Here is a 14,626-nt window from a genome sequence, read left to right on the forward strand (position 1 = left end):
GAATGACGTACGAACTGAACGGATTCGAGTCGGTTCAGTGTGCGCCGAGGTGGGCTTCGATGAGTTTGACCGCGGTGCCCGCGCCGTCCTCCTGGGCGATCCGTTCCGCCAGCCGGGTGGCGTTGTCGCGGTAGAAGCTGTCGGTGGTCATCACGTGCAGGGCGGAGACCAGGCCGTCGACCGAGAGTTGCTGCTGCGCGATGGTCGCCGGGCTGACGCCGAGTTCCCGCATCCGCCGCGCCCAGAAGCCCTGGTCCGCCTGGCCGGGGACGGCGGCGAACGGCATGCCCGCGCGCAGGCTGGCCGAGGAGGTCCCGGCGCCACCGTGGTGAATCGCGGCGGCGACCTGCGGGAACAGCCAGTCGTAAGGCACGCTGCCGATGGTCATGACGTCGTCACCACTGATGTCGAGATTCATCCAGCCCGTCTGCACGAGTGCGCGGCCGCCGAACCGCCGCAGCGTCTCGTTCAGCAGCTCCGAGAATTCGGCGCGACGATCGCGACCTTCGGTGGTGCTGCCGAATCCGACGAACACCGGGGGCGGTCCGGCTTCGAGGAAGTCCACGAGTTCGGTGGGCGGCTCCCAGTCGAGAGGCCGCGGCGGCCACCAATAGCCGGTGACCTCGAGCCCCGGACGCCAGTCCGCGGGCCGCGGCGACACACTCGGCGAATAGCCGTGCAGCACCGGCCATTCCGACGCGGTGCGCCGTCGCCGCAACTCGCGGGCGGACACCTTCGGCAGCCCCAGGTCCCGCCGGAAGTCGGCGACCGGCCCGCGATAGACGGTGTCGAACACCCACGCCCCGACATTGGCCGTCAGCCGATTCCGGAACCCCCCGAAGTCCTTGTCCCCGACCAGACTCGGCGGATGCTGCGTGGTCGCCGACAATGGGAACAGCCGCAATCCGATCGCCGGAATCCCCTTCGCCTCGGCGAGCTGGAATCCCGAGAACTCGGTGATCGGACTGAGCAGCAGCGCATCCATCGGCTCGTCGATCAGCGCCTCGATCAACCCGTTCCCCAGGAACCGCTGCCCCTCCGGCCAGGCCAGCTTCTCCGGCACCACCAAATCCTCGTGCCCGCTCAGATCGACATTGAACGGATCCGACTCGTCCACTTTGACGTCGGCCCCCATCAGCCGAAATTCGAGCCCCGCCTCGCTGATCAACTCCCGGAACAAACAATGCGCGGCAACCACCACCTCATGCCCCGCATCCCGCAACCGCAACGCCACATCCAGCAATGGCGCCACATCCCCCCGGGTCCCCATCGCCGCAATAACCAACTTGCTCACGCGTCAACTCCTGCCCGACGAGACCCGATCGACTTCACCCCTCGAATATCGAATGCGCACTCCCACTTGGCAACTGATCGAACGCCCCAGTCATGTGCGTGCGGGCGGCGGGCGACCACGGCCTCGGGCACCACCACCGTCCGGTACCACCGGCAGGGGTAGCGAATTCGACGGCCGCGAAACACTCCAGCGCGGGAGTCGGTAGCGTTCCACACCGGTGGTCAAGATCGACTCGGGGGAAGGACACACCAACACGTGCAAACGATTTCACGGCCGTCGACACCGCGGCAGCGGAACCGACGCACACGGTTTCGGCTGTCGGCGGCGCTGGCGGGCATTCTGCTCACGGTGCCGGCTTGCTCGTACGGCACCGAACCGGACAGCCCGACCGGGTTCACCTCGCCGCCCTCCTGCGACGATGCCGACCGCTCCATCCGGAGCGCGTTGCGCGAGTATGTCCCGAACTTGTTCCAGGAGAACCGGCATCTGCGGACGGAAAGCACCAATTCCTCGGGCTACTCCCGATCGGTGCGCTGCGAAATCGTCCTCGAGAATCCAGTGCCACGCACGGCCGATGCGCCCGCGGCCGGGCCGCTGTCGCGCACCATCGTCATCGCCCTCGATGTCTCCCGGCCACTGAGCATCAGCACAACCATGAAGCCGAACCGGCCGGATCCCTGGGTCGAGTCGACCACGTCACTGTCTGGCGTGGGTGAGGAGGCGCTGAGCTGGTCCGGCCGACAGAACCCGGCGTACGACGAAGGCGGAGCCAGCGCTCGGGTCGGCACGCTCCGCATGGATGTGCAAATCTCCGGTACGGACTGGTCCGGCGGTGAAGCCATACCGGTGTGGGAGTCGCGCTATTTGAAGTCGGATCTTCGCTCGGGCGCGGAATCCCTCGTCCGCGCTCTGGCCGCCGACCTTCCACCGAACCTGCCGCGGACCACGCTCACCTGGCCACTGCCTACGCCGTCGACGACAAGCCCTCCGATCGAAGACCCGCCCATAACGGTGTGGGATCCGTGCACGATTCCCGACTCCTCGATCACGGCCGCGGGGCTGGATCCGGCGAGTAAGAAGGTGGGCGGATTCACCCTGGTCGACGGCCAGAGTGCCTGCCAGTGGCACAAGGACGATTACGACTTCTCGATCAGTTCCGGGTCCAGCCGGTTCCTGTATGCCTTCTTCTACCCCGGACGCCACACCCAATTCCGACCGATCGGCATCGGCGGGCGTGTGGGCTTGAGCCTCCCGAAGGACGCGTACACCGAGCACAGCTGCAACCTCGCCTTCGACGCACCACAGGGCGAGCGAGCCGGCGCACCGATCGGTGTGGTCGAGATGGTTGTCTCGTCGTACAGCGATCGAAACTACAGCCGAGATGAGCTGTGCGGCAAACTGTTCGGCATCGCGGGCCCGCTCATCGCACAACTGCCACCGGGACGCTAGACCGGCACAGAAATCCAGTGGCCAGCTTCCTGGTGCCGGATTCACAATCCAGCGGTGGCAGTCACGGAGAGGGCGGGCCGGATTCCGATCCGAGTGCAGGCGACCGGATGGGGCCTGTTGTCGTGGGTGTTGTTCGCCGGCTCGGGTCCGTTGGCCAAGGCCATGATGGTGGCCGGCTGGAACCCGGCGGCGGTGACGTCGGCGCGAATCGTCCTGGCGGCGGTGCTGCTGGTGCCGGTTGTGGCCTGGTTTCGTCCGCACGCGCTCCGGTTCTCGCGGTCGGATCTCTGGCTACCGGTCGCGTATGGACTGCTCGGTGTCGGGGGCGTTCAGCTGTTGTTCTTCGTCGCGGTGGCCGAAATCCCGGTCGGGGTGGCGATCGTTCTCGTCAACCTCGCCCCCGCATTCGTCGCACTGTGGATGCGGACCGCCCGGGGTGCGCGCCTGCGCGGGTCGGTCTGGGTGGGAATCGGATTCGCCATTGCCGGATTGGCCGTTGTCGCCCAACCTTGGCAGTCCGCCGGGCTGAATATCGTCGGCCTCACGGCGGGCCTCGGTTCGGCGATGTGCTCGGCCGCCTACTTTCTGCTCGGTGAATACGGCGCCCGCCGAACCGACCCGTCCGGGCTCACCGCGACCGGACTGGCCGTCGGAGCTGTCGCGGTCACCGTGATCGCCCCGCCGTGGGCGTTCCCTCCCGGCCTGCTCACAGCCCCGATCGCACTCGGCGACCGGCAGCTGCCCGCGTGGCTGGTCCTGCTGATCCTCGCCGCCTTCGGCACCGCCGTGCCCTACCTGGCCGGGCTCCGAGCCCTGCGCGAGCTGTCTCCGATCGCGGCCAGCGTGCTCGCCGTGGTGGAGCCTCTGGCCGCCGCTGTCCTGGCGTGGCTGCTCCTGGGCCAGTCCCTCCACCCGGCCCAGGTCATCGGCGCGGTCATCATGCTGATCGGCGCGACAGCGGTGCAGGTCGGCGGTGTCAGTGGAGGAGTTGTTCGGCGATCGACTGGACTCGGGCGCGGGTGATGCCGGTTCGGTGCTCGACGGCGAGGGGGTGGTCGGTGGGTTCGAGTTCGAGCAGGGGGCGGGTTCCGAGTGGCTGGGTGTGGAGTTTGGTTTTCAGGTTGATGGTGGTGGGGGCGTAGATCGGGATTTGGGTGGAGAGCCAGCCGAAATAGGGTGGTTCGTCGACTCGGGCGGGGTCGTTCCATAGTTCGGACATGCGGTGGAAGTTCTGTTCGCTGACGGAAATCCATACGCCCCAGACGAATTCGTCGTCGCTGTCCAGGATGGGCAGGATGATGCGGGCGCGGACGAAGAAGTGCTCGCCGGCGATGACGCACTGCTCTTCACCCAGAACACTGCCGGGCGCTTCGGCCACTTCGTCGTTCCAATAGGCCGGGGCGGGAAAGGCGAAGCTGAGCGGCGGGCCGTCGTGGAGTTCATCGCAGCTGGTGCAGGTGAAAGTTGAGCTGGTCACAACGGCAGCGTAGGCGCGGTCAGCCGATCGGTTGACGAGGGCCTCGACTGGATGGCGGTGGGAGAAGGAGCCGGTGCACCGATTCGGGGGTGGGTGGGGGTGCGGAGCATGGGAGGGGAGGCAATTCGGTCGACGGATGGAGCAGTGGTGATGAGGACCTCGTGGTGGCGTGGTCGTGCTCGGGGAGTCCGGGTCGGGGTGGCGGTGGTGGCCGGGGCGGTGCTCGTCGCCGCCTGCTCGGCCGAGCAGCGGGCGAAGGATGGCGCGGAGACTGGTCAGCAGACGCAGAACGGATCGGTGATGATGTCCGACAACAATGGTTCGGGGCCGGCCGGCATGCCGGTGGAGCAGGCGAACAAGGCTTTGCGCAGGGCGTCCAAGGACGGGGACGCGGACGGAGTTCGGGCCGCGTTGAATCAGAAGGCGCAGGTGGAGACTCGGGATGGGTCCGGGCGGACGCCATTGATGATCGCTGTGCTGGATGACAATCTGCCGGTGGCCAAGGTGCTGATGGAATTCGAGGCGGATCCGGACGCCAAGGACGATCGCGGGGAGAGTCCCTGGGTGAATACCGGGGTCACCGGCAGTGTCGCGATGATGGAATTGCTGCTGCCCGCGCAGCCGGATTTGACGTTGCGGAATCGGTTCGGCGGGAACGCGCTGATTCCGGCCGCGGAGAAGGGGCATCTCGACTACGTGCGAGAAGTGTTGCGGCAGACCGATATCGACATCGATCACGTGAACGATCTCGGTTGGACCGCACTCCTCGAAGCCGTCTACTACGGCAATGGCAGTGCCGTGTATCGCGATATCGTCCGGGCGCTGGTGGACAATGGCGCGAACGTCTCGATTCGTGATGCCAAGGGGCGCACGGCTTATGACCACGCGGTGCGGCGCGGGTTCAGTGAGATCGCGGCGATGGTGAAACCCACGTGACCCCGAGCGGCTAGTGCCGCGTCCGGGAAGGTTGGTGCTGGAACCGCCGCTCGGGGTGGCGGGTTGATCATCGGCCGACGACCGGTGATGCTGCCGGTTGGAGGTGGTGCCGGTGGCTCGGAAGCCGGAGGTGTTCGTCAGACAGGTGACGCCCGAGGAAGGGCGGAAGCTGGCTCAGATCGCGCGGCGCAGCAAACAGCCGATTCGGATGCGGCGTGCGGTGGTGGTGATGGCGTCGGCGCAGCATCAGCCGGTCGGGTTCATCGCGAAGCTGATGCAGGTGTCGGAATCGTATGTGCGGCAAGTGATCCACGACTTCAACGAGAAGGGGTTCGACGCACTGGACCCAAAATGGAGCGGGGGCAGGCCGGCGAAGACCGATCAGGCGACACGTGATCGGATCTGTCAGATCGCCCGGTGCTGCCCCCGTGACCTCGGATGGCCGTTCTCGACATGGAGCCTGTCGAAACTGGCAGAAGTGTTGCGGACCAACAAGATTGCCGACATCAGCCGCGAGACCGTCCGGCAGATCCTCAAGGCCGGCGGGGTGTCGTGGCAGGCCACGAAAACCTGGAAAGCCAGCAACGACCCCGACTTTCAAGCCAAGATGGCACGAGTCCTCGATCTTTACGACAACCCGCCCGCCGACGGCCGGGTGATCTGCGTGGACGAGTTCGGCCCACTGAACCTCCAACCCCGCAGCGGCCGAGGCTGGTTCACCGCCCGGCGGCCACGCCGGCTGCGGGCAACCTACCACCGAACCCAGGGTGTCCGGCACATGTTCGGCGCCTTGGACCTGCGGACCGGGCAGTTGTACTACCGGATCCGGGACCGGAAACGATGGACCGAGTTTTTGGCGTTCCTGAAGTCTCTGCGGGCCCGGTGGCCGGGCCAGAAACTGTATCTGATCTGCGACAACTACTCGGTCCACAAACGCGCCGAGGTCCGCGCGTGGTGCTCGGTCAACGCCATCGAACTCGTGTTCCTGCCCACGTATTCGTCGTGGCTCAACCGGATCGAATGCGAGTTCGCCGCGCTGCGGTACTTCGCCCTGGGCGGCACCGACCACCGCAGTCATGGCGAACAAGACGACGCGATCGGCACCTACGTCCGTTGGCGCAACCAGCACGCCGAACCCATCCGTGACTTCGCCGTCGGATCAAAGATCCGGCGGCCGGATTACCTAACCAACGTTGCCTGACGTGGCACTAGGCGCGTTCGAAGTGGATGGCGGGGTCGGTGATCTTGCCGAAGCGCAGGGCGGGGAGATCGCGGAGGTAGTTCATGTGCAGTTTCCACGGGGCGCGGGTGCCCTGCTTGGGGAGGATGTCGAGGGAGCGCAGGACGTAGCCCGGCTCGAAATCGAGGAAGGGGGCCGGGCCGACGGCGGGGTCGCGGATCGGGGTGGCCTTGGTGTAGCCCTCGGCATCCATGTGGCGGAGCAGACGGACGACGTATTCGCACACCAGGTCCGCCTTCAACGTCCAGGAGGCGTTGGTGTAGCCGATGATGAAGGCGAAATTGGGGATGCCCGAGAGCATCATCGCCTTGTAGGCCATGGTGTCGGGCAGGTTGACGTCGTGGCCGTCCACAGCGAGGGCGATGCCGCCGAAGGGGATCAGGTTGAGGCCGGTGGCGGTGATGACGATATCGGCGTCGAGGTCGCGGCCCGATTCGAGGCGCACGCCGGTTTCGGTGAAGGTGGCGATGCGGTCGGTGACCAGGTCGAGCTTGCCCTGGCGGATGGCGCGGAAGAAGTCGCCGTTGGGTGACAGGCACAAGCGCTGGTCCCACGGCTTGTAGCTGGGGTTGAAGTGGGTGTCGATGTCGAAACCCTCGGGGAGCCAGCGTTGCTGCCAGCCGCGGATCCAGGCCCGCATGCGGGTCGGATAGCGTTGCGACAGTTGGTACATCGCGGTGCTCAGGGCGACGTTCTTGGCGCGGGCCACCGCGTACGCGGCGCGGGCGGGCAGGAACTTGCGGGCGCGGTCGGCCAGGCCGTCGCGGGCGGGCAGGGAGATGATGTAGGACGGCGACCGTTGCAGCATGGTCACGTGCGCGCCCTGCTCGACCAGCGCGGGACCGAGGGTGACGGCGGTGGCGCCCGAGCCGATGATGACGACGTGTTGGCCTTCCACGTCGACCGACTCCGGCCAGTGCTGCGGATGGATGATCGGGCCCGGAAAGCGTTCGGTGCCCGGGAAATCCGGGGTGTAGCCCTCGTCGTAGCGGTAGTAGCCCGAGCAGCTGAACAGGAAGTCCGCGGTCAGGGTGACCGGTTCCCCGTCGTGGTCGGCGGTCACGGTCCAGCGGTTGCGCGGCGAGAACCATTCGGCCCGCACCACCCGATGCCGGTATCGGATGTGGCGGTCGATGTCGTTCTCGGCGGCGGTGTCGCGCAGGTACGCCAGAATGTCGTCGCCGTCGGCGATGGCCTTCTCCCCCAGCCACGGACGGAATCGATAGCCGAGGGTGAACATATCGGAGTCGGAGCGAATGCCCGGATAGCGGAACAGGTCCCAGGTGCCGCCGCTGGCCTCCCGTGCCTCCAACACGGCGTAGGTGCGCCCGGGAAAGGCGCGCTGCACATGGTAGGCGGCATCGATGCCGGATAACCCGGCCCCGACAATGAGCACGTCGACGTGCTCCGGCGTAGTGGCCATTCCCCCAGCGTATTCTTCACGCCGCGGGCGCAGTGCCCGATGCCGCTACGAACGCGACAAGAATTCGCCGATCACGCCCGCCACCTGGTCCGGCGCTCCCTTGTCGATGCCGAAGTGGTCCAGTCCGGGCACGGTGACGCGCTCGCACCGCGGGATCACCGAGGCGAGCAGCTCCTGGTCGGAGGCGGTCCATGCCCGCCGGTCCTTGTCCCCGTCGACGAGCAGCACCTCGGCGCTGATCTCCGCGTAATTCCGATACGTATTGTCGAACCGCGCGTACTGCCGATGTTCGACGAGATTCTGCGGCAACTGCGCGATGACCTCGTCTTTCTCGGGCGCTTTCATCATGACCGGCATCATGCGCCGGAACATCCACCGCGGTGTCTTCCGGACGGCATCCGGCCCGATGGCCCGCAGGAACTCGATGAAGGCCTCGAGGGGTTTGCCCTGGGCGAGGTATTTCTCGTAGGCGTCCATCCATCCCAGCGGCATGGACCCGTTCACCGACAGTCCCGGCTCGTAAACCGCGACCTTCGCGATCCCCGTGTTCTGCCGCGCCGTCTCGAGCGCCACGAATCCCCCGTAGCTGTGCCCGACCAGAAACGCCGCGCCCGTCTTGTCCTGGAGCGCTCGCACATCCGCGCAATCGTCCTCGACCCCGTGCCCGGGGCGCTGCGGCCCGCTCTCCCCGTGCCCCCGCCGCTCGATGGTGTGCACGGTGAACTCGCTGGCCAGGGCTGTCGCGAACTGCTCGTACCCGCTCGCGAGGGCCAGCACTCCCGGAACCACGATCACCGCGGGCCCGCTGCCCCTGCTCAGGTACGCGATCCGGGTCCCGTCCTCCGACACCACGGAGTCCGTGCTCGGTTCAGCTTCGAAATCGACCATCACAAGCCCTCCCCTCGTCGGGCCGCCCTGCTCAGAAGGACCACGGCGACAGCGGCATCGAGCACCGCCCACGCTACGCCGCCCCGGCCGCCACGCCCACGCCCGGCAGAACTTCGCACCCCCGTAGCGTGTCCCGGCCCCGGATCACTCCCGATTACGCAGGCCGCTCGCACGCAGGACGCGGCGGGCGATGCCCGACCGGATCGATTCCTCGGTCCCGAGGATCCGGACGTGCTTCCGGGCCCGGGTCACAGCCGTGTACAGCAGCTCTCGCGTCAACAGCGTCGATTCGGGGCCGGGCAGCACCGTCGACACGGTGTCGTACTGACTGCCCTGGCTGCGGTGAATCGTCATGGCGTACACGGTGGTCACCCCGGGGAACTGGGTCGGATGCACCAGGTACGGCTCGGTGCCGCGCTGCAGCGCCGCACGCAGCGTCCCGTCGGGCGCGCGCACGATGACACCGGTGTCGCCGTTGTAGATCCGCGCCTCGTGGTCGTTGGCGGTGACCAGCAGCGGCTGCCCCGGATACCAGTGCCCGGCACCGGGATCGGCGCTGATCCCCGCCCCGATCACCCAGCCCGCGGCCAGCCGGTCCCAGCGTTCCACACCGGCCGGGCCCTGCCGGTGCGCACACAGCAGACGATGCGATTCGAGGGCGGTGAGCGCGGCGGTCGCGTCTCCCGTCAGCGCCGCGTCGGTGGCTTCGCGGGCCGCCCGCAGCACATCCGCGCGCACGCCGGCGATGTCGTCGGGCGCGTGCAGCGACAGTTCGTCACCGCCATCGGCGAGCAGGGCCAGCGCCCCGTCGGCGTCACCCGCGCGAATGGCAACCGCCAGCTCCGCGATCCGCCCACCGAAGCGGCGACCGCGCGTCAATCGGACGATGCCGCCGCGCAGCCGTTCCCGTTCCCGCCCGGACAGCGCGTCCGGATGCGCGGCCGTCGCCTGCAAGTCCCCGCCGAGGATCCGTTCGAGCGCCGGATTCGCCTGTCCCGGAACAGGTCCGGCCACCAGGTCGGCGAGCACCGCGCCCGCGTCGACCGATGCCAGCTGGTCCGGGTCGCCGACCAGGACGAGCCGCGCGTCCGGGCGGACCGCGGGCAGCAGTCGGCTCATCATGGTCAGCGACACCATGGAGGTCTCGTCCACCACGATCACGTCGTACGGCAGCCGATTGAACTCGTTGTGCTTGAACCGCCCCGCGCCTCCACGCTGCCAGCCCAGCAGCCGGTGCAGGGTGGCGGCGGTCAGCTCGGGCAGGCCGATCTCCCCGGCCTGCTCACGCACCGCCTCCTGCATGCGCGCGGCGGCCTTGCCGGTCGGGGCGGCCAGCGCGATACGCAGCGCGGGCGCGCCCGGCACGACCTGCTGATGCGCCACCAGCAGCGCCAGCACCCGAGCGATCGTGTGAGTCTTGCCCGTACCCGGCCCGCCCGCGACCACCGTTGTCCACTGCGTGGTGGCCAGCGCGGCCGCCAAACGTTGCCGGTCGGGCGGTTCGCCGGGCCCGCTGTGATCCGGGAACAGTCGATCCAGTTCGCGGCGCACCAGTTCCGCGTCCACCATCGGGTGGGAGGCGGCCCGCTCGGTGAGCACCCGCCGGATGGTCTCCTCCTGCCGGTAGTACCGGTCGAGGTAGAGCAGCGGACCTGTATCGCCGCCCGAGTGCGCCCCGGTGCCACCGCCGCGTGGGCCGGAGTCACCACCGCCACGCGAGCCGGAGTCCCTACCGCCGGACGGGTCGATGAGCCGCAGCGGGCGCAGCGGCCCGGCCGGGCTTCCGGTCACCAGCGGGCTCACCCGCAGGGCCGCGATCACCCTGTCCACGTCCGGCCAGGGCAGTGTGGCCGGATCGATGGCTGATTCCTCGGTGTCCTGAGCGTCCACGCCGATCTCGTGCATGCGCCGCACTTCCAGGCACACCGACCCCGAGCGCACGGCGCGCACGGCCAGCGCGGTCGCGAACACGACCGCCTCGGACCGTTCCCCGGCGAGCCGCGCCAGCCGCAACGCCACGTGCACGTCCGCCGCCGACAGCACCCCGGCGGTATTGAACACCTGCAGCAGCCCGGTGCCGCGCTGCGCCAACTGAATCGAGGTCATCGCACCACTCCCGTGTCACCGGCGAGCAGCGCCGACAGGTCCTCCACCAGGGCGGCGGGCGGATGCCAGTCGAATACGCCGCAGCCGTCCGGGGTGTCGGGCCCGATCATGCCGCGCACGAACAGGTACCGGATGCCGCCCAGGTGTCGCGCCGGATCGTAGCCGGGCAGCCGCCACCGCAGATACCGGTGCAGCGCAACCGAATACAGAATCGCCTGCAGCGGGTAGTGCGAGCGCATCATCTCAGCCGCCATGCGCTCGCGGGTGTAGTGCGCCACCGTGAGATCACCGACGCCGAGCCGGTTGGTCTTGTAGTCGACGACCAGGAATCGCGGCCCGGCCGTCCGCAACACGGCGTCGATACTGCCGGTCAGGTACCCGCGCAACGGGGTGTCGTCCAGGTGCGCGAGCTGATCGGCGTAGGGCGCGAACACGTCGTCGGCGGGCAGGTGCCGACGCAGCAGATCGGCGATACGCGGCACGGTCACCCGCGCTGCGACCGGATCGTCGCCGCCGGCGAGCGGCAGTTCGAAATCGAGTTCGCTCAACCGATCCCGCGCCGAGAACCCGGCGAGCGTCCCGTCCCCGATCGGCGTGTGCATGACCGCCAGCAGCGCCCCCGACAACACGTCGGGGTCCGCGTCGAACATCTGCTCGTTCACCGCGTGCAGGCAGCGGGCCCGGATCTCGGCGGCCAGGTCGGCGGCGTCGGTGTCGACGTACTCCAGCACCTCGTGCACCAGGGTGCCGAACTCCGCGCCGTAGGGCAGCGAATTCATCAGCGAGGGCGCGGCTCCCGCGAACGCGCTCAGATCGTCGGCGAGCACAGCCGGATCAGCCGGTTCGTCGGAGACACCGCCGCCCTCGGGCAGATCGGCGGCGGGCAGAGCGTCGTGCGCGCCCGCGGTCAACGCCGAATAGGACGTCCGCCGCCACGCCTGATCCAGCACCCGGTCGAAGCGGGCCGCGGCCAATGGCTCGGAGGCCGTGGTCGTGTCGTCGTGCGGCAGCCGGGCACGGGCGATCTCCCGCACCGGCTCGACGGCGATGACCCCGGGTTCCGCGGTCGACGCCCACTCCCGGATCCGTTCCAGCACTACCGAATCCGCGGGCACCGGCACCTTGTCCGCGACGGCGGGGCTGCCCGGTTCGCGCCCCAGCAGCATGCGGTGCAGCGGCGCGGTCTGGGTATCGTAGGCCGGCGCCCACCACGCCACCACCTGCGCGCCCGCCCGCGTCAACGCCACGTAGAGCAGCCGCAGTTCCTCGGCCTGCTCCTCGGTTTCGGCGCGCAGACGCCGGGAGTTGTAGCCCGGAGCTTCGGAGCCGCCCACATCGAGGACGCGGCGACCCTGCTCGTCATGGAACAGCAGCGTCGGCGGATTGCGCAGCTTCGCGGCGTCCCACGCGAAAGGCAGGTACACGACCGGGAATTCGAGCCCCTTGCTGGCGTGCACGGTCGCCACCTGCACGGCTGCGGCGTCGCGATCCAGCCGACGACTCCGATCGGCGACGCTCCCGGAGGCCGGATCGCGCACGCGGTCGGCCAGCCACCTGGTCAGCGCGGACAGTCCCAGACCCTCACGCAAGGCCGCGTCGTCGAGCAGCTGCGCGATCTGCCGCAGGTCGGTGAGCTGCCGTTCCCCGCCTTCGAGAGCCAGCAGACGCGGCGCCAATCGGGTTTCGGCACTGAGCTTCTCGGCGACCGCCGCGAACCCGGCGCGGGCGAACAGCCGGGCCGCGTCGCGCAGATCCGCACTGAGCCGACCCACCAGATCGGGTCCCCCGGCGTCGATCTCGGCCGCGCTCACCCCGAGCAGCGCCGTCCCGGCCGCCAGCCGCACGCGGTCCCCGCGATGCGGCTGCTCCACCGCCCGCAGCACCCACAGCCATTCGGTGGCCGCGGGCGTCCCGAACACGCTCGCGCCGCCGGCCAGCACCGAGGCGACCCCGGCCGCCTCCAGCTCGGTCCGCACCATCTCCAGTTGCGCGCGATTGCGGACCAGCACCGCGATATCGCCGGGCCCGATGGCCCTTTCGCGGGGAGTCCCGGCATCGATGCGCACCCCGGACCCGAGCAGCCCGACGATATCGGCGGCCACATCGATGGCCACCCGCTCCCGCTGCCGGCCCACCGCCGGATACCCGGACTTGTTGAGCGGTCCGGCCCCACTGCGCGGCAGGCACCGCAGCCGCAGCGGCGTCACCCGCTCGGGCGCACCCGACAGCCGTGAGAACGGGCGCGTCGCCGCCACCCGGTGCACGGTGATCTCCTTGTGCCCCAGGGCCGCACCGCCGTGCACGTGCTCGAGGGCGGCCAGCAGCCCCGCGTCACTGCGCCGGTTGGTGGTCAGTTCCCGCTTGCTGTCGGCGTGCGCCACCGCGTCCAGGTAGCTGAGCACCTCCGCGCCACGGAAGGCGTAGATCGCCTGCTTCGGGTCGCCGACCAGCACCAGGGTGGCGTGCCCGTGGAAGGCGCGGCGCAGGATGTCCCACTGCAGCGGGTCGGTGTCCTGGAATTCGTCGACCAGCGCCACCCGATACCGGTCCCGGATCCGCCGGCAGGCGCGCGGGCCGTGCTCGGGGTCGGCGAGCACCTCGTGCAGCAGGACCAGCAGGTCGTCGAAGTCCCGAAGTCCCGAAAGCCGTTTGCGGCGAGCGGTTTCCATCCGCACCGCCGACGCGAACGCCACCCGCTCGGCCGCCGGATCGTCGTCGCCCTCGGCCTCCGGCATCAGCAGCGCGTGCGGGTCGCCGACCGCGGCCGCGGCCAGTCGCTGCGCGTCGGCGGGACCGAACACCGATCCGCCGCGCGCGTACCGGCTCAGATACAGGTCGTCGGCGACCGTCGACACCACATCGGCGACGCTCTCGACCAGCCGCACCCCCGGGTCCTGCTCCCCCGCCAGCCCCAGCTCGTCGAGCATCCGCTGACAGAAGCTGTGGGTCGTGGCGATGGTTCCCGCGTCGAAGTCCGAGAGCGCCGTCAGCAGCCGCTCCCGCCTGGTCGCGATCTCGCCCGGGTTGCCCTGTGCCAGATGCCGGATCAGCTCGTCGTTCGACGCGAGCGCCCGCTCCGGTTCGGCCAGCGCGGCCGCCACCGCGACGAATCGATCCCGGGTGCGCTCCCGCAATTCCTGGGTCGCCGCCCGGCTGAACGTCACCAGCAGCAGCTCCGAGACATCCACGCCCAGCTCGGCGACGAATCGAACCGCCAATCCGACGATGGCGTACGTCTTTCCGGTGCCCGCACTCGCTTCGAGGACGGTCGTCCCCGTCGGCAGCGGCCCGGTCAGCTCGAACCGGTTCGCCGAATCCGCGAAAGCCCCTGATGCGGCGGCGGTTCCGGACGCGCCGTCCCCGGACACCGTTCCCTCCGCTGATCGCGATGCCGCCGAACCGTCGTCCCACAACCCTTGTCCCGCGGAGTCATCACCCGAGCGCAGCGAGACGCTCACACCGGTGGTATCCGAATCGTGGCGCGCCCCGGACGGATCGTCCGGCTGCGACTCCTGCCGACCGGTCGCCTCGGGAGCGGCGGCCCACAGCCCCTGCGGCCCGCCGGAATCGGCCGCCTCGGCGACCGTTTCGCGCGCGTCGGCGCCCGAGTCCAGCCCACCCAGCGGTGTCGGTTCAGCCGTGTCGAACAGATCCGGGGTGCCGGAATCAGCCGGCGCGCCCTCCGGACGCCGTGGTTCACCCACCGCCGGGTCCGCCCGCAGCAGCCTTCGCCGCGCGGGGCGCGGGGCCAGATCCGGATCGGTGAACGAGAACAGGTCGTCGGTCATGCGGGGCTCCCGGGGACGGTCACGG

General features: G+C 69.1%; 10 protein-coding genes. 4 read left to right on the plus strand and 6 right to left on the minus strand.

The window, feature by feature from the left end; all coding sequences use genetic code 11:
• Positions 1–34: 34 nt before the first annotated feature.
• A complete protein-coding gene (locus ABZ412_RS06745) occupies positions 35–1,294 on the minus strand; it encodes a glycosyltransferase (RefSeq protein WP_357277219.1) in 1,260 nt (419 codons plus the stop codon).
• Positions 1,295–1,642: 348 nt separating this feature from the next.
• Between ABZ412_RS06745 and ABZ412_RS06750 the strand changes: the two genes are divergently transcribed.
• Both ABZ412_RS06750 and ABZ412_RS06755 read left to right on the plus strand, forming a co-directional pair.
• Positions 1,643–2,743 carry a hypothetical protein gene (locus ABZ412_RS06750; RefSeq protein WP_357277222.1) on the plus strand — a complete coding sequence of 367 codons (1,101 nt, stop codon included), beginning with the start codon at positions 1,643–1,645 and terminating at the stop codon, positions 2,741–2,743.
• 54 nt (positions 2,744–2,797) lie between these two features.
• A complete protein-coding gene (locus ABZ412_RS06755) occupies positions 2,798–3,766 on the plus strand; it encodes an EamA family transporter (RefSeq protein WP_357277224.1) in 969 nt (322 codons plus the stop codon).
• Here the strand turns inward: ABZ412_RS06755 and ABZ412_RS06760 are convergent.
• The gene (locus ABZ412_RS06760; protein WP_357277225.1) at positions 3,720–4,220 is read right to left on the minus strand and encodes a DUF2199 domain-containing protein; all 501 of its coding nucleotides are present in this window, start codon (positions 4,218–4,220) and stop codon (positions 3,720–3,722) included. The genes ABZ412_RS06755 and ABZ412_RS06760 overlap by 47 nt on opposite strands.
• Before the next feature lie 198 nt (positions 4,221–4,418).
• On the opposite strand from ABZ412_RS06760, the gene ABZ412_RS06765 reads away from it, so the two are divergent.
• Together ABZ412_RS06765 and ABZ412_RS06770 are read left to right on the plus strand one after the other, a co-directional pair.
• Entirely contained in the window at positions 4,419–5,156 is a 738-nt protein-coding gene (locus ABZ412_RS06765) for an ankyrin repeat domain-containing protein (RefSeq protein WP_357277227.1), read from the plus strand.
• A 145-nt stretch (positions 5,157–5,301) separates the two neighbouring features.
• Positions 5,302–6,357: an IS630 family transposase gene (locus ABZ412_RS06770; RefSeq protein WP_357277230.1), complete on the plus strand. Its 1,056-nt coding sequence runs from the start codon at positions 5,302–5,304 to the stop codon at positions 6,355–6,357.
• Between the two features lie 7 nt (positions 6,358–6,364).
• On the opposite strand, the gene ABZ412_RS06775 is transcribed toward ABZ412_RS06770, so the two are convergent.
• The 4 genes from ABZ412_RS06775 to ABZ412_RS06790 all read right to left on the minus strand — a co-directional run bounded on the left by ABZ412_RS06775 (position 6,365) and on the right by ABZ412_RS06790 (position 14,601).
• The gene (locus ABZ412_RS06775; RefSeq protein WP_357277231.1) at positions 6,365–7,819 is read right to left on the minus strand and encodes an NAD(P)/FAD-dependent oxidoreductase; all 1,455 of its coding nucleotides are present in this window, start codon (positions 7,817–7,819) and stop codon (positions 6,365–6,367) included.
• Between the two features lie 45 nt (positions 7,820–7,864).
• Positions 7,865–8,707 carry an alpha/beta hydrolase gene (locus ABZ412_RS06780; protein ID WP_357277234.1) on the minus strand — a complete coding sequence of 281 codons (843 nt, stop codon included), beginning with the start codon at positions 8,705–8,707 and terminating at the stop codon, positions 7,865–7,867.
• Between the two features lie 144 nt (positions 8,708–8,851).
• Positions 8,852–10,813 (minus strand): exodeoxyribonuclease V subunit alpha, encoded by a 1,962-nt coding sequence (gene recD / locus ABZ412_RS06785; RefSeq protein WP_357277236.1) that lies wholly within the window; start codon positions 10,811–10,813, stop codon positions 8,852–8,854.
• Positions 10,810–14,601 (minus strand): UvrD-helicase domain-containing protein, encoded by a 3,792-nt coding sequence (locus tag ABZ412_RS06790; protein ID WP_357277238.1) that lies wholly within the window; start codon positions 14,599–14,601, stop codon positions 10,810–10,812. Before ABZ412_RS06790 ends, recD begins: the two co-directional genes overlap by 4 nt.
• Positions 14,602–14,626: the final 25 nt, after the last annotated feature.

It is taken from the genome of Nocardia sp. NPDC005746, assembly GCF_040630785.1.
Taxonomy (GTDB): Bacteria; Actinomycetota; Actinomycetes; order Mycobacteriales; family Mycobacteriaceae; genus Nocardia.